15 protein-coding genes and 1 pseudogene are annotated in these 22,491 nt (G+C 46.2%); 10 read left to right on the plus strand and 6 right to left on the minus strand.

What is annotated here, in order from left to right:
- Positions 1 to 117 precede the first annotated feature (117 nt).
- The 6 genes from ACYVD4_RS12080 (at position 118) to soxC (ending at position 9,553) form a co-directional block, all read left to right on the plus strand.
- The gene (locus ACYVD4_RS12080) at positions 118 to 3,279 is read left to right on the plus strand and encodes a SusC/RagA family TonB-linked outer membrane protein (RefSeq protein WP_460945837.1); all 3,162 of its coding nucleotides are present in this window, start codon (positions 118 to 120) and stop codon (positions 3,277 to 3,279) included.
- 17 nt (positions 3,280 to 3,296) lie between these two features.
- Positions 3,297 to 4,757, plus strand: a complete 1,461-nt coding sequence (locus ACYVD4_RS12085; RefSeq protein WP_460945839.1) for a RagB/SusD family nutrient uptake outer membrane protein — start codon at positions 3,297 to 3,299, stop codon at positions 4,755 to 4,757.
- Positions 4,757 to 6,535: a tetratricopeptide repeat protein gene (locus ACYVD4_RS12090; protein WP_460945842.1), complete on the plus strand. Its 1,779-nt coding sequence runs from the start codon at positions 4,757 to 4,759 to the stop codon at positions 6,533 to 6,535. Before ACYVD4_RS12085 ends, ACYVD4_RS12090 begins: the two co-directional genes overlap by 1 nt.
- 17 nt (positions 6,536 to 6,552) lie before the next feature.
- Positions 6,553 to 7,428, plus strand: coding sequence for a DUF1684 domain-containing protein (locus ACYVD4_RS12095; RefSeq protein ID WP_460945844.1), 876 nt, complete (start codon positions 6,553 to 6,555; stop codon positions 7,426 to 7,428).
- A gap of 286 nt (positions 7,429 to 7,714) precedes the next feature.
- On the plus strand, positions 7,715 to 8,305 hold the full coding sequence (locus tag ACYVD4_RS12100; protein WP_460945846.1) for a c-type cytochrome: 591 nt from the start codon (positions 7,715 to 7,717) through the stop codon (positions 8,303 to 8,305).
- A 12-nt stretch (positions 8,306 to 8,317) separates the two neighbouring features.
- Positions 8,318 to 9,553, plus strand: coding sequence for a sulfite dehydrogenase (gene soxC, locus ACYVD4_RS12105; RefSeq protein ID WP_460945848.1), 1,236 nt, complete (start codon positions 8,318 to 8,320; stop codon positions 9,551 to 9,553).
- A 347-nt stretch (positions 9,554 to 9,900) separates the two neighbouring features.
- On the opposite strand, the gene ACYVD4_RS12110 is transcribed toward soxC, so the two are convergent.
- On the minus strand, positions 9,901 to 11,244 hold the full coding sequence (locus ACYVD4_RS12110; protein WP_460945850.1) for an agmatine deiminase family protein: 1,344 nt from the start codon (positions 11,242 to 11,244) through the stop codon (positions 9,901 to 9,903).
- A gap of 137 nt (positions 11,245 to 11,381) precedes the next feature.
- The gene (locus ACYVD4_RS12115) at positions 11,382 to 11,753 is read right to left on the minus strand and encodes a hypothetical protein (RefSeq protein WP_460945852.1); all 372 of its coding nucleotides are present in this window, start codon (positions 11,751 to 11,753) and stop codon (positions 11,382 to 11,384) included.
- 367 nt (positions 11,754 to 12,120) lie between these two features.
- On the opposite strand from ACYVD4_RS12115, the gene ACYVD4_RS12120 reads away from it, so the two are divergent.
- From ACYVD4_RS12120 to ACYVD4_RS12130, 3 genes are read left to right on the plus strand one after another with little or no spacing between them, the layout of a single operon-like run.
- Positions 12,121 to 12,606, plus strand: a complete 486-nt coding sequence (locus ACYVD4_RS12120) for a globin domain-containing protein (protein WP_460945854.1) — start codon at positions 12,121 to 12,123, stop codon at positions 12,604 to 12,606.
- Complete coding sequence (locus tag ACYVD4_RS12125) at positions 12,536 to 15,589, plus strand: ligand-binding sensor domain-containing protein (protein ID WP_460945856.1); 3,054 nt, start codon at positions 12,536 to 12,538, stop codon at positions 15,587 to 15,589. Before ACYVD4_RS12120 ends, ACYVD4_RS12125 begins: the two co-directional genes overlap by 71 nt.
- On the plus strand, positions 15,586 to 16,356 hold the full coding sequence (locus ACYVD4_RS12130; RefSeq protein WP_460945858.1) for a LytR/AlgR family response regulator transcription factor: 771 nt from the start codon (positions 15,586 to 15,588) through the stop codon (positions 16,354 to 16,356). The genes ACYVD4_RS12125 and ACYVD4_RS12130 overlap by 4 nt, the downstream gene beginning before the upstream one ends.
- A 223-nt stretch (positions 16,357 to 16,579) precedes the next feature.
- Here the strand turns inward: ACYVD4_RS12130 and ACYVD4_RS12135 are convergent, their stop codons facing one another.
- From ACYVD4_RS12135 to ACYVD4_RS12145, 3 genes are all read right to left on the minus strand, one after another.
- Positions 16,580 to 17,116 carry a T9SS type A sorting domain-containing protein gene (locus ACYVD4_RS12135; RefSeq protein ID WP_460945860.1) on the minus strand — a complete coding sequence of 179 codons (537 nt, stop codon included), beginning with the start codon at positions 17,114 to 17,116 and terminating at the stop codon, positions 16,580 to 16,582.
- A 25-nt stretch (positions 17,117 to 17,141) separates the two neighbouring features.
- Positions 17,142 to 18,689: a TMF family protein gene (locus tag ACYVD4_RS12140; RefSeq protein ID WP_460945862.1), complete on the minus strand. Its 1,548-nt coding sequence runs from the start codon at positions 18,687 to 18,689 to the stop codon at positions 17,142 to 17,144.
- A 643-nt stretch (positions 18,690 to 19,332) separates the two neighbouring features.
- On the minus strand, positions 19,333 to 19,899 hold the full coding sequence (locus ACYVD4_RS12145) for a GIY-YIG nuclease family protein (protein ID WP_460945864.1): 567 nt from the start codon (positions 19,897 to 19,899) through the stop codon (positions 19,333 to 19,335).
- 753 nt (positions 19,900 to 20,652) lie between these two features.
- Here ACYVD4_RS12145 and ACYVD4_RS12150 point away from each other — a divergent pair.
- A pseudogene (locus ACYVD4_RS12150) lies at positions 20,653 to 20,970 on the plus strand (DUF1353 domain-containing protein).
- A gap of 33 nt (positions 20,971 to 21,003) precedes the next feature.
- Here ACYVD4_RS12150 and ACYVD4_RS12155 read toward each other — a convergent pair.
- Complete coding sequence (locus tag ACYVD4_RS12155) at positions 21,004 to 22,413, minus strand: FG-GAP repeat protein (RefSeq protein WP_460945866.1); 1,410 nt, start codon at positions 22,411 to 22,413, stop codon at positions 21,004 to 21,006.
- Between the last annotated feature and the right edge of the window lie 78 nt (positions 22,414 to 22,491).

A 22,491-nucleotide genomic window follows, 5' to 3' on the forward strand; every position in this document is an offset into this window, starting at 1 on the left:
TCCTGTTTTAGGAGGGGGGTGGGGGTGGTCATTTTTAACAGCATTTAAACAACCTGAAACTACACTTAATTGATAGATAAAATGTATTTAATTTACAATCCTTCTCAAACAAGGCGCTTGCTAAGCGTACTGTTCTTTTTCTTACTCGCCACGGCAACACTTCAGGCGCAAAATCGGACCATTTCAGGCGTTGTAACCAGCAAAGAAGACGGCCAGCCGTTGCCGGGAACAAATATTGTGGTACAGGGAACCACCGTTGGCGCTCAGACCGATGCTAGTGGAAAATTTAGTATTCAGCTTCCGGCAGGAGCTAAAAAGCTGGTTGTTACGTCGATTGGCTTTGCGAATCAGGAAGTTAGCGTTGATGGAAAAGACGTTCTCAACGTGAGCCTTATATCCGATACCCGGACGCTTGGCGAAGTGATGGTGGTGGGTTATGGCACGCAATTAAAGGCAGAGTTCACTGGGTCGGCGGTGCGCGTGAAGGGCGACGTCATCAAAGAATTGCCGGTTCAAAGTTTCGATCAGGCATTGACCGGACGCGCTACGGGCGTGAATATTGCCCAGCCGAATGGCGTACTGAATAACCCGCCGGTAATACGTATTCGTGGGGTGAACTCGATTTCACTTAGCTCGTATCCGCTGATCGTTGTCGATGGAATTCCCATCAATTCGGGGAACGTATCGGCCAGCACCGCCGTACCAAATAACCCACTTGGCGATATAAATCCGGCTGATATTGAGTCGATTGACGTACTGAAAGATGCGGCTTCTACGTCGATTTATGGCTCGCGGGCTGCGGCTGGTGTGTTACTAATTACAACCAAACGGGGAAAAGCTGGCAAGCCACGTATCACCTACGACGGATGGGCAGGTGTATCGGAAGTGGTACGTTTGCCTGAGCTATTGAATGCCGAGCAATTTATGGCTATCAAAAACGAAGCGGTGCTGAATGCCAAAGTGTTGGGCGGCAACGCGAACAACGATAACGTAGCATCGGCGCTGTTTTTTCCGAACAAAAATCCAGATGGTTCAAACGTTGACACGCGCTGGTACGACTATATCTACCGCACGGGTACGTCGCACAACCATAACCTGAGCGTATCGGGCGGTACCGAGTTCACTACGTATTACTTCTCCGCCAATTTCAGCAATCAGCAGGGGTTCGTCAAAGCCAACGATTTTAACCGGAAAGCGGTACGTTTCAATATCGATCAGGTTGTAACACCCTGGCTGAAACTGAAAGGTAGTGTATCGTACAACAGCAGTTTCAACAGCTCGCCTTATGCCGGTTCGTTGCCTAGTTCAAACTTCTTTCTGGTTGGTGCGGCTCGCCTGGCTACAGCACTTCCGCCGAACGTACCGGCCTATAATCCAGATGGTTCGTACAATATCAATCCGGCTAGCCCGAACACAATTGGCGTAGGCAACAATCTGTTTGTGAGTAACTTCGGTAACCCAGCTGCACTAATCGATCTGAACCGATATACGTCTGAAAACGACCGGATTATTGCAAGTTTCTCCGCTAACGCCAAGCTGCTGAAAAATCTGGATTTTGTCAGTTCGTACTCCGTCGACCGGTTACGTACTGATAACGTCAGTTTTGATAGTGCCATTCAGGGGAACGGTTTCGCCAGCCGGGGAGCCGTTGCGAATGCTACCGCCCTGCGCGATAACTGGAACTGGACCAATACGTTAACCTTCAACGAAACCTTTGCTGGCAAACACGGTGTGTCTTTACTGGCGGGTTATGATGTGCAGAAATTCAATACGAGTTCGTGGGGCGCTACCCGTACGCAGTCTTCCGATCCTTTCTTTCAAAGTTATCAGGGAAACTGGGGCGCTATTACCGCTTCGGACAACGAACTCAGCGAACGGGCGTATCTGTCGTTCTTCTCGCGGCTGACGTATGATCTGAACAAAAAATATTTCGCGACGCTCAACTTCCGGCGTGATGGCAACTCAGCATTGGGAGCGGGTAAGAAGTTCGGGAACTTTGGTGGTGTGTCGGGCGGCTGGGCCTTGTCGGAAGAGCCTTTCTACAAAGATTCGCGGCTGGCGTCGACGCTTACAGGCATCAAGTTACGGGCTAGTTGGGGACGTGTTGGAAACGGCAATCTTAACAACGCCTTTAGTTCGCTTGAGCTGTTCAGTGGTTCATTATACGGAAGCGCGTCTACGTGGGCGTTGTCGCAGGCAGGTAACGCAAATCTGGGTTGGGAAACCAGCGAACAAACCAACATCGGTGCCGATCTGGGTTTCCTCAACGACCGCATTCAGGCCGAAATTACTTATTTCAATAACAATGTGAACGGGCTGATTCTGAGTGCGCCACAAGCCATTTCAAAAGGTATTCCGAACAATTCGATTCTGAGCAACGTCGGTTCGATGTACAACCGGGGCCTTGAGCTGGGGATTACCGCGACGGTGCTACGTAGTAATGATTTTTCGTGGAATACTACGTTCAATTATACTACGTTACAAAATCGGGTAACAGCGCTGGCCGACGGAAACACGGACATTATTGGCACTACACACGTAGCGTATGAAACCACAAATATTACGCGGGTTGGCCATTCGGTGGGTAGTTTGTACGGGGCCAAAACCGCTGGCGTGAACCCTGCTAACGGACAACGTATATTCATCAACGGTAAGGGAGAACAGGTGCAGTATACGCAGGTTGCGGCCCCCGGACAAAGTCAGTGGACGTATCTCGATGGTCGTACGGCTTCGGCCATTACGGGTGCCGATTATTACCTGATCGGGAATGCATTGCCAACCTGGTATGGTGGTTTTATCAATACGTTTCGGTATAAGAACTTCGATGCCAGCGTAAACTTCACCTATTCGGGCGGCAATCTGGTCATGAACGGAACCCGCGCTACGTTGCTCGATCAACGGGCGTATAACAACTCGACAGAAATCCTCAACCGCTGGCAGAAACCCGGCGACATCACCGACATTCCCCGACTGGTATATAATGACCAGACATCGAGCGGGTCATCGTTTCCGGTATCGACCAATGCCGAAAAAGGCAATTTCCTCCGGCTCCAGAACGCGTCGATTGGCTACCGATTGCCCGTTACGTTGTTCGGCAAATCGGGCATCAATTCAATACGTGTGTATGCGCAGGGTTCGAACCTGTTTCTGCTGACAAAATATACCGGAACTGACCCCGAATCGTCGGTGAACGGCAATTCGAACACAACGCCGGGTATCGAGAAAAACTCGGTTGGGCAAGCCCGCACGCTTACGCTGGGACTAAATATTGGCTTCTAATACAACCTACCATCAAGATGAAATTACAACCTGATTATACATTATTTCGCCATTGGAGCAACGTAGCAGCGCTCGGTTTTCTGCTCACCGCATCGGCCTGTAACGAACAGAAATACCTAAATCCAAACCCTGCTACGTCGATTACGAGTGGTAACGCCTTTGCCACGCCCGACCGCGTACTGGGGCTTGTCAACGGTATTTACAAGGCGCAGAAAAGCGTGAATTTCTACGGCGGTAACTACTATACCTACATGGAAGCGCGTGGGGAGGAGTTCATTAACCGAACGAGCAATACGTTCACGGCCTACGAAGCCTGGAACCATACGTTAAATGCGGGCTCGAATTTCGTGGCCGGGTTCTGGGCGGCTGGTTATATGACCATCAATAATGCGAACGTACTGATTCAGGGGTTGGCCGATAATCCAACTACGGTCAGCGAAACGCTACGTAAACAGTACGTTGCCGAAGCCAAATTTGCCCGTGCGCTCAGCTATTTTGCGCTGGTCACGAGTTACGCACGGCCTTATAACGAGAATAAAGGCACGTCGCCGGGATTGCCGCTACGTTTACAGGCGGAAAAAACAACGGCCAATAATGATTTGAAACGTAGCACCGTAGCCGAAGTTTATACCCAGATTCTGAAAGATCTGGATGAGGCCGAAACCGATTTACCTGCTATGTATACCACTGGGTTGCTCAATACGACCCGCGCTCACAAAAACACAGCAATTGCCTTAAAAACACGCGTTTATCTGAATCAGGGAAACTACGCCAAAGTAGTTGAAGAGGCTAAAAAGATTGTGTCGGCCAGTGCACCTTATTCGGCAGGCACGGGCGTAAAACACCAGTTGCAGAACATCGTGGAAATTTTCACGACCAATTACACGAGCACCGAGTCGATTCTGTCGGTGCCGATGACCGAGCTGGACAACGTAACGGGGCAATCGTCGTTCCCCTACGTATTCAATTCTAATGCCGAATACAACCTGAATCCGAGCGGTATCTGGGGAAACACGGAATGGAAATCGACGGATTTACGGAGAACGTTTTCGCGCACGGCGTCGGGTGTTCAGTTCCTGACCAAATACAACAAGCCATCGCCGTTTCTGGATTACATGCCGATTCTGCGTTACGCCGAAGTACTGCTGAATTATTCAGAAGCGGCAGCCCGCACCGGCGATCTGGCAACGGCTACGAATCTGCTAAAAGCGGTACGTAATCGTTCGGATGCGAGTTATGTGTTTCCTGCCAGCGCGGTAGGTGCACAGGAAGCCCTGGTCAATACCATTCTGACCGAACGACGTATCGAACTGATTGGCGAAGGCTTCCGCTCGAACGATCTGCTACGTAATCTGCAAACGATTCCGGCCAAATCCAGCTCGTCGAACACGGCGCCCGCTGTGCAACCGTCGCAGGCCAACTACATTTTTCCGTTGCCCAATACGGAGATCGTTACCAACAAATTATTGCTGAATTGATGCCTACAAAAGCAATAACATTTCTTCTCTGTCTGATCGCGCTGAGTACGTTTGCTCAGCGGGTCAGGCGGGCTGAAGGCTCATCAGATGAGCATCAGCATGGTACGCAACAACATGAAGCGCACGATGGCTATAGTCACGACCACCTGACGCATATTCTGGATTACCGGAAAGAGACCGCCTACGTACCGAATCTGCCTCCTCCGCAGGTGCTGGAAGGAATCGGCACGGTTGATTTTAACATCAGTACTACGTCGAAGAAGACGCAAACGTTTTTTAATCAGGGTGTTGCGCTGTTGCATTGCTTTTGGGATTTCGAAGCGTATCGGGCTTTCAAAGAAGCGATAGGTAACGACTCAACGGCCATCATGCCATACTGGGGCCTTTACAGCGCGATTGGTGCCATTGAAGGAAACGAGTTTGTGGCTGATAAAAGACTGGCGATTCGAAAATTGAAAGCGTTGAAAACCAAGGCTTCGGAACGTGAACAGTTGTATGCAGATGGTATTTTACTCCGCGATGCTGATGCTGAAAATGGCAAGTCGGCGTATCAGCGGAAGCTGGAAATCATCGTACATAAGTATCCCAAAGATATTGATGCGAAGTTGTTTCTGGCGTTGAGTAAAATGGGCGGTTACGACACCGACCTGAATCCACGCGACGGCCAATTATACGCCGAATATCTGCTACGTGATCTGCTGAAAACCCATCCTGAAAATGCAGCCGCTCACCATTACTGGATTCATCTGATGGAAAACTGCTGCCCTGAACAGGCACTGGAAAGCTCGCGAAAATTGCCCACGCTTGCTCCCAATTCGGGTCATATGGTGCACATGCCCGGCCATGTTTACTACAAAGCGGGTGATTACAAGCGTGCTTACGAGTCGTTTGTCGCGGCTGTGGCTGTGGATTCGGCGTACATGAAAAAGCAGAATATGCCCGAAGTAGATACCTGGAATTACATCCACAACATCAATTACCTGCTGTCGAGTTGTGCGGAAGATGGCCGCTACAGCACCGCGCTGTATTACGCCGAAAAGTTGAAAAACATGCCCGCTACCAAAGAGCGGAAGCAGAAATACGAAGGCCGTTTTTTCTATCAGGGCATTATTGCCCCCGCCAAGATGGAACTGTGCTTCGGTTTTTATAAAAAAGCCGCTGACCGCTTGGCTGCAATCAAGATTGATGCTGATAGTCTGTATAGTGCGAAAGCGATGTCGTATAAAGATGGGCTATTTTATTTCGCGTCGGGCATGGATGCCGTGAGTCGCAATCGGATAGACGAAGCGCTTCATTTTGTGGATGCGCTGGATGCGCTTCTCTGGCGCAACAGCCATCAGACAACGGCCAGAGAAGTTATCAGTGGGCAGCGTCAGAATCACCTCAACGTAGCATCGCTCGAATTACAGGGTGTTATTCTGAGTGCACAGAATCGTCATCAGGAAGCAATTGCTACGCTCGAAAAAGCGCAGAAAAAAGAGAAAGACCTCGGTTACAGCGAGCCACCAACCTATGCGCGTCCGGTGCTGATTAATCTGGCCGAAGCGCATTTACGAGCTGGTCAGGCAGATAAAGCCATTGCTACGTATCAGGAATTGCTGAAACAACATCCGAATTCGGCAAATGCGTATTGGGGGCTTTACAAGGTCTACAAACAGCAGAACAACGTAGCACAGGCATCGCACTACGCCACTCGCCTGCACGACCTGACTCAGTATGGTGATGCGTCTTTATTTCCAATTGATAGTCAAGAACTTCATCAACAAAAACATAACTAATTAACTACGTATCAATTATGAAAACACAACACTTGTTTCTGGTGCTGACCACGTTTTTTCTGGCCGCCTTTACGGTCGAAAAGCCTTACGAAGAAGAGATTCGGGAATGGCACAACAAACGAATAGAAGATTTGAAAAGGGAAGAGGGCTGGTTGAATCTGGCCGGGCTGTTCTGGCTGAAAGAAGGCGACAATACGTTCGGAGGTGATGGTAGTAATAACATCATTTTTCCGTCGGAACACAGCGATGCGTTTTTGGGAAAGTTTGTCCTGAAAAATGGCAACGTGACAGTAGAGACGAAAAACGGAGCATCGGTTTTAGCTGGTGACAAACCCGTTACTAGGTTGGAAGTATTTCCATCTACCGGTAAACCACTGGTGCTAAGTCATAAATCACTACGTTGGTTTGTGATTCAGCGGGGCGATAAATACGCCATTCGTTTACGCGATCTGGAAAGCCCGTATCTGAAAGGTTTTACGGGCATCGATACGTATCCAATCAGCCAGAACTGGCGCATTAAGGCGAAGTTTGTGCCGACGGTTGGCAAGAAGATCACGATTGTCGATATTACAGGTCGGTCGTACGAGCAGGAATCACCCGGACAATTGGTATTTACGGTGGATGGGAAAGAGCAACATCTGGACGCAACTGGAAGCAAAGACCGACTACATTTTGTTTTCGCCGATCAGTCGAACAAGCACGAAACCTACGGTGGTGGCCGATTCCTGGACGCGCCCGGCCCTGATGCAGACGGCAATACGTATCTGGATTTCAACAAGGCGTATAATCCGCCCTGCGCTTTTACGCCCTACGCTACGTGTCCGACACCGACAAAGCAAAATCGGTTAACGGTTGCGATTGCGGCTGGTGAAAAACGCTACGGCGATCATTGAAAATTTACCCCAACTCCTCCCCTTAGTTCAAGGGGAGGGGTTTCACGTGGATGATAAATGGGGTTGTTTTTGCGCTATTTACCACCCCTAACCCCTCCTAAAACAGGAGGGGAATGTACAGAAACGACCCTGTTTACGCGTCCCCTCCTGTTTTAGGAGGGGGGTGGTAAAATCAAAACTCCAACAAGATTAGCCTTAGTTCAAGGGGAGGGGTTGGAATGACTGGCAATGTTTCACTCTCCTGTTTCGGAGAGGAATTTTGGTACGTATCAACTGTATCATTTCTATGATTTTTAAACAGCAACTTTTTCATGGTCTGGTTATCGTGACCGGCCTCTTTTCTTTGAATGCCCGGTACATTCCCAGTCATCAGATCGACGGGGTACTTAGACCAGACTCGTTACCTGTCCAGTTTGGGTTTGGTAGAGTTGCTACGTCGGAACATATTGCCCGTTTGAATGACGATGTACGGCCCGATGGACTCGGTTTGCCTGCTGGCGAAGGTGTGGCAGCGCAGGGAGCAGTGATTTTTTTAGCTAAATGTGCTGCCTGTCATGGCGTTGGAGGAATGGGCGGGCCGGGTGGTGCATTGGTTGTTAAGCCAGCCGTGCCGGGTAAGCGCTCTGAAAAGGTGATCGGTAACTATTGGCCGTATGCCACTACGATATTCGACTACATTCAACGCGCCATGCCGTTCAATGAGCCAAATTCATTAACCCCAAATGAAGTGTATGCACTCACAGCTTATTTATTGGCTGCGAACAAAATAATTGACGAAAAAACAGTACTCAATGCGAAAACGCTACGTAGCGTGAAGATGCCCGCGCAACCTCTCTTTGTGCCTGACGACCGAAAAGGCGGCCCTGAAATACGTTAAGCGACATACCAGATGGAAAATAATCAACCCGCAAAAAAAATAAGTCGCCGTACGTTGCTGGGCGGAGCTGCTACAGCTGCTGTTGCCGTAGTACAAACGTCATTTGCGAAAGGTCTGCAGATTGGGATTGACGAGAAAACGATTCTGACCGAAGACCCGACCAAAACAATGGGTGTGCCGCCCGGAAAAGTTGGTAGTCGTTCGGCCTTTGAGAAACTGGCCAAAAATGCGTCGGATATTTCGTCACGTTCACCGTTGCAGGATTTTTATGGCATCATCACGCCGTCTGATTTACACTTCGAGCGCCATCACAACGGCGTTCCATCCATTGATCCAACCAAATACGAATTAACTATACATGGTTTGGTTGAGCGGCCAATGGTTTTTTCGCTGGCCGATTTAAAGCGATTTCCTAGCGTGTCTCGGATTGCGTTTCTGGAGTGCTCAGGCAATTTTCGGACGGGCAAAGAAACCATGACGCCACAGGAAATCTGCGGCCTGACGAGCCAGAGTGAATGGACGGGTGTAAAATTATCGACCTTATTCAGAGAGGTTGGCGTGAAGCCGAATGCAAGCTGGTTTTTGGCCGAAGGTGGCGACGCAGCCCGGATGACACGTAGCATTCCTGTTTCGAAAGGATGGGATGATGCGATTATCGCCTACGCGCAAAATGGCGAAGCGATACGTCCCGAACAGGGCTATCCAGTACGTCTGTTTCTGCCGGGTTGGGAAGGAAATACAAGCGTGAAATGGCTACGTAGACTAGAACTGAGCGATGCTCCGTGGCATACCCGCGAAGAAACGTCGAAGTATACGGAAGGTATTAAAGATGGGAAAATCCGCCAGTTCAGTTTCGATATTGATGCCCGATCTATCATTACGTATCCGGCCTATCCGGCGCAGATTCAGAAAGGATGGATCGAAATTCGGGGACTGGCCTGGAGCGGACGCGGTAAAGTTGTGGGGGTAGAAGTTAGCACGGATGCGGGTAAAAGCTGGCAACAGGCTCAGTTGCAGGAGCCAATCTTGGATAAAGCGCACGTTCGCTTTAGGTACCTGTGGCAGTGGAAAGGAGCTAACACCGAAATTATGAGTCGCGTTACCGATGAGACCGGCTATATACAGCCAACCTTTGCCCAACTTATCGACGCGCGCGGCAGTGATGGCGGTTATCATTTTAACCCAATTACAACCTGGCAAATCAAGGCCGATGGGCGGGTACTAAATAAGCCGGAAATCAGAGGGTAAGCTCTATTTTGTATTGCTGTTTGCAACCAGACCAACATCTGAATTGTTGATCTGGTTATTTTTTTTACTATAAATTCTAAGTTTTTTCTAATCGATTTTATGCGGTTTACATGACTATACCACCGAAATTCACTCAGTGTTGGTCATTGGTTGATGCCTATCAATACGCCATTTGTTTTCAGTTGGAAACACCCCAGATCAGGGTGAAATTTGAGAATAGCCGTCTGTTACTAGCAGATGGCTATTTTGTTACTAGATAGATAATCAGTCTGTTAGGGCGTATTGTCTATCTAGAATTGCAAATAAAATGGTGTGGTCTTAACTATAGAAACAACTCCTTAGAAGGATTATTTAGGCATCTGGCGAGTTATGCAGTGAATACCACCTCCACCTACATTAATTGCGCGCACATCAACGCCAACGACGGTCTTTCCGGGAAATGCCTGCTGTAATAGATGAACTGCTTCCTGATCGTTTGCCGCCATATCGGGTGATAAACCCGCATATTTAGCTACTAATACTACGTTGTTGATAACCAGAAAATTAAGGTAGCTGGCTGCCAGTACACCTTTCATTGATCCATTTGGATTCAGATTTGATTTGTTGACCGACGCGAAATCCAAGGTAGCCATCAGATTGAACATTTCATCCTGTTCATCCAGATCAACATAAAGTGGTTTCACTTCCGGGAAATCAATGATCTGAAACGGGCGTCCGTCCTGATCACTCGACTGGGCCAGTACGCTACGTACATTTAGTAGCAGTTCACGGCTTTTCGCGAGAATCGGATTTGCAGCAGCCTCCTGCGCTGTAGGGGTTTCGGCCAGCAGCACCGTATTTGAATTGATAAAGCGCACAAATTCGTCTGTATGACCATTGGTCGTCAATAATGTATAGACAGGTTGCGTTTGGTTGCCGAATGGAACCGCAAAAGGCGCGTGAATGACCGGATGCGCATCGTTGCCCAGAAAACCTTTTACCCAGATGACTTTTTTGGTGTTGAACAATCGGGCGAATTCTGCTTCTACCTGCGCTTTACTCCAGTTTGGGTTTCGTTGAAAAACGACATCTTCCGAAATGATAACCGTTCCCTGACCATTAAACTCCAGAGCGCCCCCTTCCATAATCAACGATGAATTGATATGCTCTACGTGCATCGATTGGGCTATCTGCCGATCTACACTTTCATCGATTGCTTGAAAACCAGCAAATTCAGGATCTTTTACGTAGGAACCCCAACCCCATGAATTAAACTTAAAATCAACAGACTTTAACGTAGTACCATCCTTGATAAAAATAGGACCCGTGTCGCGAAGCCAGATGTCGACGTAGTTGATGTGATGAAATTTGAGCTTGCTATCAATCTGACTTTGCGTTACGCCTTTCGCAAGCAAAAGGGTTTTTACCTCCTGCTCGGTAGCTGCATCCGCTACGCATAAGTCAATTCGAACGGTCGATAATAAGCTTTTGAAAAGTTCGGCGTAAGTATCAGGAGCCGACCAGTCGTGTTTGTTGCTATAAGACGGCCACGCCATCCAGACTGACTCCTGTTCTTCCCACTCGGCCGGTACGCGAATCTGGCTTTGCGACGTTTGTAGTTGAGGATTGTCGAGAACAGAACACGACGTAATGAATGTGCCTGCCAGCAGACATAGGCCCGCCAGCCAAAAGCTACGATTGAAGGTAAACATGAATAGTGATTGGTATTTGTTGTAAGGAAGTTGTTGGTTGGTAAAGCAGACTTGCTACGTTGCTTTCCTGAAATACGCTACGTTCCGGAGTTTTCTATGAAATGAAAAAGCCAGGCAACAGTCGGCTTATTGTGTGCTTATTCCGTTAATCGTTTACGGATGCATTCGCCTTCTTTGAAATTAATGGTCCAGTCGTCCCAGACACCAACTTCTTTGCTGTTATAAATCTGTTTTACCACAATATCCCGTGCACCGGGCTGCACAGATCCGGTAAAAACAGAAGCTGATGCCGACGTACCGCAGTCTGGATAAACTGCACTGGTAGCTGTGATTGAGCCAATAAGTTTTTTATCGATGTAAACATCCAGCCTGTCAAATTTGGACGTGATCTGGGTGAAGATTGTGAAACTGGCCTGAGGAGTAATATCGGCTTCTTTTTTACAGCTTGTGCCGACGATAGCTAGTACAACTAAGCAAATTAGCGTCCGGGAAATCGAAACTAGGTTCATGATTGATTGTTGTTTACTGTTCTGAAAATGAAAAATTTGTGGCAGGTACATCAATAAAGTATTTGCCTGATCGATGTGCCAAAACTAGAAGACGGATGCTGGCGGATTAAAATTTAAAAAGGCCAGATGGGGCAGGAGGGGGCGGAAACGGGGTATTTTAGACGCTGAAGCGTTGACAAGCCAACCTAATTAACGTATTGCCAGGAGTGAAAAATGATCCTACGTACCAATAATGACTCGCTGTCCACTCAAGTCGTTATTGGCTACGCTTTAGAAACGATTCGCTACGTTTCGAAGAGAAAAAATAGGTTGTATTTATAAGGTTATACAACTTTTGTTGGCAAATCGAATTAGTTATACGCTACCTATGATATTAACCCCCGATCAAATTCAGATTATTAAATCTACCTGGGGGATTTTCCGGAACATGAACCCATCCTTGATTGGCGATGTGTTTTACAGTAAATTGTTTATGGATTATCCCAATCTACGTCGCTCATATCCCAAAGACATATCCAGTCAATATCCGCAGTTGTTGAGTATGTTATCAATTATTGTCAGTAGACTGGAACGACCACAAACTCTTAAAGAAGCATTGAACGGTATTGGCGAGAGCCGAAGCTGGGCAACGGTCGATCATTACCGGAAAATAGGCAAAACTTTACTCTGGACATTGCAGCAGGGGCTGGGTACTGATTGGAATCTGGCTGTAGAAGAAGCCTGGACACAATGCATTAAAGTGGTTATTGATGTCATGTTTTATGAAGGGAATTCTGGAAACAGTGCCCAGGCTGTTTTGGGTACTTTGGATACTAAACGTAGTAACCGTTCGGGCACAGGAGACGGAGTTTAGTACTGTTCAATACGACGAAAGTAGAGGGCTGAGTGCCCGATACGTACGCTGTATGATGCAGGATCGGCAAGGGTTTATGTGGTTTGGCACGCCCGACGGCTTGAACCGTTTCGATGGACATACGTTTGTTACGTTCCGGAAAAATCTACAGGATAGTAATTCTGTGGCTAGTAATTCTATTAACCGGCTGGCCGAAGATAAGGACGGAAATATCTGGATTGGGCTGTATAATGGTGGAGTCAGTTGCTATAATCCGCGCCGGGGACGCTTTACGCATTATCCGCTACGTAACGTAGAAGGCCATAATTTTCAGGGCCTGGAGGTGACAGGCATTTATGCCGACCGCCAGAATCAAATATGGCTTGGCGTAAAAGGCGAAGGTCTGGTGCATCTGGACCCCCAAACCGGACAGACAAAACGGTATAATATTGTTACGTATAAGGGCGATGCTGCCGCACAGGCTTATCTGAAGAGCTACAATATTCTGTATAAGATTTATGAAACTCCCGATGGTAAATTTTACTTAGTTACGCACGATGGCCTCTATACGTTTGACCGAAAAAAGCATCGGATGCAGGCTCTGCATCATCCGCCAGCCCGTGTAAGGCTGAATATGCACGACGACGTATTCGGCCCTTATGCCGTTGATGGGGATTTATTGTGGCTGGGTGCGTGGGCAGGAGGCCTTTCGTCGTACAACACCAAAACCGGCGAATGGAAAAATTTCAAATTCGATAAGCGAATCCTGCCGACAACCAACATAATAATGGGGCTCAGTCTACAGGGAAAAGACACATTATGGGTCACCTCGCTAGATAGGGGATTTGGCTATTTTCATATACCTACCGCTACGTTCAAATTCATAAAAGATAGAACAAAGTTTCCTTTTCTGGCCTATTATAATCTGTTCAAAGATCAGGCTGGTGGATTCTGGATGAATGCCGACGATGGGCTTTTGGCTGTCTGGCCACGGATAAAACCGTTTACTTACGTACCCGTGAAAGTTAAGCATCTGGATCACTCCACTAGCCATATTGTCAATAACGTTTTTGAGAATGACAAATATCGATTAATTGGTACGTGGTGGGCCGATGGTTTGCAGGTCTATAACAAACAGACAGGTAAACAGAAGAACTTGCCCGTCGATATATCATTAGGTGAACAGCTTCAGTTTATTTTAGATGTTCAGGCCGATAGCCGGGGAAATATCTGGGTTGTATCGCGCGATTTTTTGTACCGATTTGATCAGGCAACTGAAACATTAGTGAAGGTTAAACAACCGCCTATCTGGTCGCGTCAGGTTCAAACCAATTACTTTCGACTCATACAGGAAGATCGTCAGCACATGTTTTGGCTGGCCACTGCGAATAATGGCGTGTTTCGGTATGATCCACAGCAGGAACATTATACGCACTACGCTCCCACAGCAAACCAATCGTTGGGAACCCGCTCAGTGAGAGGTTTAACAATAGATACGCAGGGACGCATTTGGGTAGGTGGACGGGATACGTATCTGGCGTTTTTTGATGCGAAATTACGACAATTTAAGCGAGTGTCTTTGACTTATAACGGAACCAGCCCTTCGCGCGTGTTGTCTTTACTGGTCGATAAAAAAGGCTATCTGTATGTTGGAACTGATATTGGGCTGCTGGTTTACAATGCTAATCAGGCAAAACCAGTGGCGTTGCGGTTATATACGGCGCAGGATGGATTAAAAGGAGATGCCGTATACCAGATGAATCAGGATGACTACGGTAAAATCTGGTGTATAACAGAGACGTCACTTTGCGCGCTTAATCCGAAAAATCACCGGATCGACAGTTATGGGCTTCAGGATGGCATTACGCAGTCGAGTGTTGGTAATACGCTTAATCGGCTACCAAATGGTTATATGGCTTTATCGACTGAAAACGGTTATTACCGATTCCATCCTGCCAGTTTGCGCGTACCTAAACAGGACAAAACGCCCGTTATTACGTCGTTTCAAGTGTATGGACATGAATATTACTACCAAAAAGAACTCGCCCGAAATGGGTTTATTCGGCTAGAACCTGATGAAAATAGTTGTTCGTTCGAGTTTACGATTCTCGATTATAAAGACCCAGACGGATATCAGTACGTATATAAACTGGAGGGAATGGATGTCGACTGGATACAGTCTGAGCGTCGCCGATACGCTGGCTATACCAATCTGCCGGGTGGTAACTATGTATTTCGGGTTAAAGCCATCAATCGAACAGGTGATACGAATGTACCAGAGTTAACTATACCCATCTACGTCGAAACAATTTTTTATGCTACGTGGTGGTTTCGGATTGGGTTGATTTTGTTGTTTGTTGGCTCAGTGTATGCGTATTATCGGAACCAGCTCCGGAGTAATCGACGTATTTATGAACTGCAAAGCAAAGCGAACTCTCTGGAGAAAGAGAAAGCGCTGGTTATGTATGAGAGCTTAAAACAGCAACTGAATCCGCATTTCCTGTTCAATAGTCTGACATCGTTGAGTAGTTTGATACGTATCGATCAGAAACTAGCCGTACGATTTCTGGATAGCCTTAGCAAAATGTATCGCTATATTCTCAAAAATCGCGATACGGAACTGGTATCACTAGGAGATGAGCTTCGCTACGTACGGATGTATATAAACCTGCAAAAGACTCGATTTGAGGAAGGGCTGCAAGTACGTATTACCGTTGATGAAGACTTTTATACGGCTAAAATTGTGCCCGTTACGTTGCAGAACCTGATTGAAAACGCCATTAAGCACAATATTCTTACCACAGACGCACCATTATACATTTCGATTTTTGTAGAGGATAACCAATTGGTTGTCCAGAATAATCTGCAAAAGAAGACGTTCGTAGAAACCAGCAATAAGCAGGGGCTGGCTAATTTGAGATCCTTCTATCAGTATCTGTCCGATAAACCCGTACTTATTCGGGAAGATGCCAATTTCTTTACTGTCAATATTCCTCTTTTATGAAAGCTGTAATTATCGAAGATGAAACCCTGGTAGCCCGTGAACTTCAGGTAAAGATTGCCGATGTAGCCGACGACGTAGACGTTGTTACAGTGCTACCTAGTCTGAAAACGGCTCGCCACTGGTTTATGGAAAATGCGGAACCTGACCTGCTGTTCATGGATGTTCAATTGGGAGATGGTATCAGCTTCGATTTATTCAATTATTACAAACTCACATGTCCGGTAATTTTTACGACGGCCTACGACGAATATGCAATTCGGGCATTTAAAGCCAATGGTATCGATTATTTGCTCAAGCCCGTTGATGAAATAGAGCTTAAAGGGGCAATCGATAAATGTCGGGCGTTATTAGATAAACCAGTTGCATTACCCGCTGACCTCACTTCTCTGGTGCGAGCATTATCGACAGGTTTACCAACCAATTCTGCTTATAAAGAGATATTCATTGTCAGTGTGCGGCATCAATGGGTTCCGATCAAGACAAAAGACATAGCCTGTTTTGCCAAAGAGAATGTACTGATGCTATACACATTTACGGGAGAAAGGCATATTCTGGATTATAATAGCCTTGAAGAAATTGAAGAATTACTGAATCCCAGTCAGTTCTACCGGGCAAACCGGCAACATATTGTTAATACCGACGCTATTGGTCGGGTTCGGCTACACGAAAACCAGAAGTTAACATTATTGCTTAAGGCTCCCTTAAAGCTGGAAGTAGATATCAGTCGTGAAAAAGCCCCTGTTTTTAAGAAATGGTTTGACCGATGATTGGTATACATTGATCAAGCGGATCGTTTGCTACTGAATAGGCTCTATGTGTGAGGTCTGATAGTCCATAACTTAATGGACTATCAGACCCTTTCTATTTCTGAAAAACGCTCCTTCAACAGAAAATTCTCTACTAAATCGACTTTAAGCAATAGGCTCTTTTGTCAATTCAGTAGAGAATATGGGCTATTGCCCTGTCACCATCACGCTTATTCAGCTACAATCACGGCTGCCTGATCAGGCGAATGGATTGTTGATGTCTACCTGTTTGCAATTGATAAATATATGTTCCGGCGGGTAAATTAGCGCCAGATACACTCAGTACGTGACGGCCAGCCTCCTGCCAGACAGCATTTTCCTGACTGAGAATTACATGTCCCTGTATATCCATCAGTGTTCCTTTTGCATAAGAGCTATAAGGAAGTACATATTCAATGCGCGTGGTTGCTCCAAACGGATTAGGAAAAGCCCGAAGACTCAGTCGGCTAGCCGCTTCATCGCTTAATGGGTGTTCGGCGCGAATTATTGCGGAGAACACAGCCCCTGTTTGTGCCAGAAAACCAGGTTGAAGCGTGACGGACTGAGCGGCTGTATACGTACCATTTGCCAATGCTTCGATATGGTTGGCGGCTATCAGGTTGTAAGATGAGTGTTTACGCTGTTTCTGACCAGATGGTATTGTTTGGGTAATAATTTCCTGAGCCACGCCATACGTACTGCATGAAACCAGCAAGATAATTGAGAATATGAGTCGATTCATGACGATGTTTTTTATCCTGTTATGTCTATCTGGTTTTGACAATGGTGCGTAATTTTTGTTTTAGGAGTTTATTTTCCTCCTGAACAAGATTAGTATCAGCACGAAGTGAATTGACTTCCTGCTTCAGGTTGATCAGGTAAAGAGTCAGTTCTTCAATTTTCTCCAGCAGTTTGGCGTCCATTTTGGCCACATCAATGCCTTGTTCTACAACCTCACTGGCCGACGGAACACCCGGCAAATGTTTGTTGGCCTGTATGAATTTCTCTACTTCTGATAGTTCTTTCAGTTTGTATGAATTATCAAATACATAGTCGCTCCACTCCGAGGTATTTTTTACGGCTACTTTTACTTTTTCTGTCAGGATGCCATCTTCAACAAAGAGTTTGTAGCCTGAAGGAGTATTTGCTACGTTAGTACCTATAATTACCGCATCGCCTTTGCTTGCCTGAATGAATGGTCCTTTCTGCTGCCAAAGAGTTTCAGTTAGTCCTTCCCGAAGAGGTACTCCCGATGTGGAAGCCAACACTACATCTCCTATATCATTGACCGTTAAAAATTTGGTTTGCCCTCCCATACTGACGGGCGATAAGCTGGTCAGATTCGTAAAGCGAAGCCCCGACTGATTGGCAGTCCCCTTGGTAATCTCCAGCTTGTTATTGGGAGCTGTGTTGCCTATACCTACATTCACCTGATTGTTGCCCAGAATCATGGCATTGGAAGCCGTCACTGAGGCATTATACCCGATAGCCGTTGAGTTGGTCAGGTTACCGTTACCGGGCGGATTGGTAGCCGCAACACCAATGAAGGTATTCTTTGAGCCGGTCGTATTGTTAATGCCCGCATAGCGGCCAATAGCAGTATTTTCACCCCCACTAGTGCTATTGAGAAACGAACCATCACCAAGAGCGGTATTGCCTTCACCTGAGAGGTTCCCATTTCCAGAACCATTTCCCACAAACAAGTTATAGGAGCCATTGCTGTTGGCTCCAGCCTGCTGACCCAGAAACATGTTCCCAATGCCGGTTTTATTATTGAATCCGGCCTGATGGCCCACAAATACGTTGGCTCCAGCGGTGAGATTATTATAGCCAGCCTGATAGCCTACAAATACGTTACTGACACCCGTTGTGTTATAAAAGCCCGCCGATCGGCCTAAAAATACATTATAGACACCTGTAGTGTTCGCTTGTCCGGCATTAGTCCCTAAAAAGGAGTTATTACTTCCTTTATTAACGATGCCGGCATTAGTACCCACAAATGTATTATAAGCACCGGATGTGTTGTCTCTGCCTGCATCACTTCCCAGAAAGGTATTGTAATTGCCGTTTGTGTTTAAATTACCTGCCAATCTGCCCACAAAGGTGTTATTACTGCCCGTCGTGTTATAAACACCAGCAACTGATCCCACAAACACATTGTCCTGTCCACTTGTATTAAAAGTTCCCGTAGAATAGCCAAGAAAGGTATTATATGTGCCCGATGTATTGGTACTACCGGCATTGGCACCGAAGAAGGCATTACTACCGCCACTCATGCTCATATTTCCAGCGTTTCCACCTACTATTGTATTCAAGGATCCTGGAGCAGTTGAGTTATAGGCTCGTTCTACATAGTTTGTTTGGGCGAAAAGAGCCCCACGGCTCAATAACAAAACAAATGGAATGCAGTACTTTAGTTTCATGAGTATTTATTTGTTTAAGGTTAAACTACGAACCAAAAGTAGAGGCCGGTGTCTGGGACAGAGAATTTATCAAGCCCAAGCGGGGTACAAATCGGCTTGAGTCGGGCAAAATCAAATCTAAAGTGCTATCGATCCAATGAATTCCTATTTATAAGTGAACTGAACAGTGCTTGTATTTTCTCTTGCGGATTCTCAGAGTGTGAATTGTGGTTTTGTTGTTTGTCATCTTAACAACCTGCAATGACCACACATCCTATCTCGAAGTCGCCATCGGATAACGTAGCGTGCTGGAATAAGAGCTAACCCGATTAAAATCAATGAGTAAGGGTTTTCTGCGTTTGCAGATTTGTGTCGGGTATGGAGGCAGTAACGTAGTGGTGCAACTGGGAGATCTGTGCCAAAATCGCTGATGGTGCTTAACTGAGCATAGAATGCCAGACATAACGTTCATACAGAGTGTATACAACGTATCGCCCCTGCCAGATAAGTACTATGCGACTCTGGCAGGGGCGATACGTAGCGTCTTATAACTGACTTATTGTTTTGTATAAACCTGAATGAGTTTTGTTCGGGTACTGATGCCAACTGCTACGTAGGTAGGCATGGTCTGAAGCACATATTTCCCTGAGCCTACCAAGCCTTTGAATCGGTTTACCCATGCTTCCACCTCTTCGGGTTTGTAATAATTCGTATTGCCAAATACACTGACAGGATGTAACTGAAAAGCCTCCCGTAACCGCTCGAAAGCAGTGGTAGAGAGATTGTATTTGAGGCAGATCAGCGACTTACTTAAGCAACCAGATGTAGAGACGGCTTTTGGTGGCCGATTGTCTCTGGATTTGTATCGAGCAATGGCTTCTTGCTCTAGTCGATTCAGTTCATTGGCTTCGCAAGTATGGAAGCGCACCCGTTCAAAATTCGGCCCTGACACTCTATGTTCCAGTAGCCGCGACTGCAAGTTTATAGCTTGTCCAATATAGACAATTTGGTTTTGTGCATCCATCAGGAAATAGATGCATGGCAGCGTTGTCAGACGATTTTTTTCGCCGATAATATGGCCAATTGGAAGGCATTTTTGGGGTGTTTTTTCGCTGATTTTCATGTATTAAATATAATATTAATAATACTTATAAACAACTAATAATACTTATATTATTTGATGTTTTTTTTAGCCTATCAAGAGGTAAAAAAAGAGAATTAGTTAAGCAAAATGGCTTATAAATTTCGCTGGAGGCATAGAGGAATGATCTGCGAACTATAGATAAATTAATTCGTAAAGATTAATCGTTGACAACGTTTTAAGCCTTGTCAAAGATGATGGCTGAGTTATTGTAGAAACTTGTTCAGAGATCGTTAATGAAGAAAGTTGATCTATGGCCGCACAAAAAATATAGTCACGATAACTATAGCTACTACGTTAACAGAATCTCCGTTATCGAAACAGGTTTGGCCTGTCAGGCGGTGGTGCTTCAAAAGCAAAAGGAACAGAAGTCATAGCTCCTGTTCCTTTCTTAATTATAGCTAGGGATTTACCAGTTGATATTCATCAACACTGCCACCTGTTTTAGGACTAGTACTACTTCGAATAAGAGTTAGGTTATTATCTGACAATGTTCTAATAACATTTTGAATGCTGCCATTAGTGTCAGCTGGTTGTGGCGTCAGATTTTTAAGCGTTAATGTCTTATCATCTGCTGATACTTCCCACTGGCCCAAAAATGTTGTGCTTTCAAATTCAGTTAATTTAGCGGTTGTACTTGTGCTTATATTAATTGAAATCGCCCGATTTTCTCAACTTTATACCGGAACGCTTTTCTGGGGGAGGTCAAACCCAAAGCCCGACCGATGGGCGGTTATGGAGCCATTGGAGTTTACCACGCCCGCCGAGACGGTAGAAGTACCGGCGGGATACGTGACCGATTTTGCCAGCGTACCACCTTGGCTGTGAAGTTTCTTCTCGCCAATCGGTCGGCACAACCGGGCGTGTATTCTGCATGATTATTGGTATGATAACCGCTTGTCTGAAGCGAATTTGGGAGCAAAATACGCCCGGTATTTAGCCGATCAGGAGTTGTTATATCGAATGAACAAAGCCCGGCCGCATCGCAGAGGCCGAAACTATATAATGTATCTGGCTTGCCGCTGGTTTGGGAGGTCTTGGTGGGATAATTAATACGGCCCCTGATTTCCCGAACCAACCGTACAATCAATCAATAGTACCAATCTTTATTCTACCTCTTGAGCCCTCACTACCAGGAGCACCTATAATAAAAGTGCCGTTTTCAATACTAACGCCTGTCCCAAACTCTGAAGGCGTTGTACTGTCATCTGTATACGATAGCTTGCGGAGTAAATTCCAACTGGTTCCATTTCGAGAAAAGATGTAGGTAACTCCCTGGTCTGGCCTTCCATTGATGTCGATGCCAGGTGCTCCAACGAGTAGATAATTCCCTGATAAACTAACAGAATTACCAAAATAATCGGGAAGGGTAGTGCCGGTATTTGCCACATCAGGATAGGTTATTGTACTTTGAAGAGACCAGTTAACGCCATTTCGAACATAAACATAGACTTCCGCGATGTTGGGTGAAAACGGTGCAGGTTTGCTAACTACAGCATAGTTATCTTTAAGGTCCGTGGCAAAACTAAATTGCTCACTTGAGGTGCTTGTTGGCGAAGCAAGCTTGGTCTGTTGAGTCCAGATTGCACCATTGCGAACAAAGATGTAAACGGCATTTTTACTATTGGCCCCTACCAGTGCATAATTATCATAAATAGATACTGAACTGCCAAAAGAATCATTCGCAACGCCATCTTCAGCAATTAGCTTGGCCTGTTGGGTCCAGGTTGAACCGTTACGGACAAAGATGTAAGCGGCTCCCTGATCATTCCTTCCATTTGTATTTTGCCTATCTGCACTGACAATAGCATAATCACCGTAAATAGCCACTTTTCGTCCAAACCAATCATCCGCCGTACCATCTTCAGCAACTAGTTTGGCCTGCTGGGTCCAGGTTGTGCCGCTGCGAACAAAGATGTAGGCAGCACCCTGATGTTCATTTCCATTTACTGTACTATGGTGAGATCCTACAATAGCGTAATCACCATAAATGGCTGCAGTTTGCCCGAAAGTATCGCCTGAAGCACCATCTTGAGCGGCCAACATGGCCTGCTGTGTCCAGCCTGAACTATTACGTGTAAACACATAAGCCGCGCCTTGATCGTGATTTGATCCTACCCATTTAGTTGGAGAGCTAATAATAGCATAATTACCAGATATCGCAACTGATCGTCCAAATTGGCTTCCCTGCGCTCTTTCAGAAGGGGTATATGTAAGCGGTGGTAATGTGTTTGGAGTGGCAAGCGCCAGTGGTGACCAGCTTTGCCCGTTAAACACGTAAAACGTTCCTTTTTCTGTATCGTAAACGAAAGCACCTGCCTGTGGATTGATAATGCTCATCCGTTCAGAAGAATTCATACGTGGTGGATAAAAGGCTTTGTTGGTAGCGGGTACATCCAGAGCCGCAGAAGGGTGTGGTTTGCCTCCAAAACCTATTTGGGCTGATACTTGGACAATGTTTAGAAAGGATAAAATGACAATAAAAAGGTGTTTCATATGATTTTTTTAGAGTCTTAAAACTAGTAATAAGTATTAGAAATAAGCTAAGGCTAACTAAATATTGTCTTGTAAACA

Source organism: Spirosoma daeguense, assembly GCF_054776875.1.

Excerpts from the sequence above, each read along its gene's own strand:
- ACYVD4_RS12110 (WP_460945850.1), bottom strand. The coding sequence starts at position 11,244 with ATGTTTACCTTCAATCGTAGCTTTTGGCTGGCGGGCCTATGTCTGCTG.
- ACYVD4_RS12130 (WP_460945858.1), top strand. The coding sequence starts at position 15,586 with ATGAAAGCTGTAATTATCGAAGATGAAACCCTGGTAGCCCGTGAACTT.
- ACYVD4_RS12100 (WP_460945846.1), top strand. The coding sequence starts at position 7,715 with ATGATTTTTAAACAGCAACTTTTTCATGGTCTGGTTATCGTGACCGGC.
- ACYVD4_RS12145 (WP_460945864.1), bottom strand. The coding sequence starts at position 19,899 with ATGAAAATCAGCGAAAAAACACCCCAAAAATGCCTTCCAATTGGCCAT.
- ACYVD4_RS12085 (WP_460945839.1), top strand. The coding sequence starts at position 3,297 with ATGAAATTACAACCTGATTATACATTATTTCGCCATTGGAGCAACGTA.
- ACYVD4_RS12120 (WP_460945854.1), top strand. The coding sequence starts at position 12,121 with ATGATATTAACCCCCGATCAAATTCAGATTATTAAATCTACCTGGGGG.
- soxC (WP_460945848.1), top strand. The coding sequence starts at position 8,318 with ATGGAAAATAATCAACCCGCAAAAAAAATAAGTCGCCGTACGTTGCTG.
- ACYVD4_RS12115 (WP_460945852.1), bottom strand. The coding sequence starts at position 11,753 with ATGAACCTAGTTTCGATTTCCCGGACGCTAATTTGCTTAGTTGTACTA.
- ACYVD4_RS12090 (WP_460945842.1), top strand. The coding sequence starts at position 4,757 with ATGCCTACAAAAGCAATAACATTTCTTCTCTGTCTGATCGCGCTGAGT.
- ACYVD4_RS12095 (WP_460945844.1), top strand. The coding sequence starts at position 6,553 with ATGAAAACACAACACTTGTTTCTGGTGCTGACCACGTTTTTTCTGGCC.
- ACYVD4_RS12155 (WP_460945866.1), bottom strand. The coding sequence starts at position 22,413 with ATGAAACACCTTTTTATTGTCATTTTATCCTTTCTAAACATTGTCCAA.
- ACYVD4_RS12135 (WP_460945860.1), bottom strand. The coding sequence starts at position 17,116 with ATGAATCGACTCATATTCTCAATTATCTTGCTGGTTTCATGCAGTACG.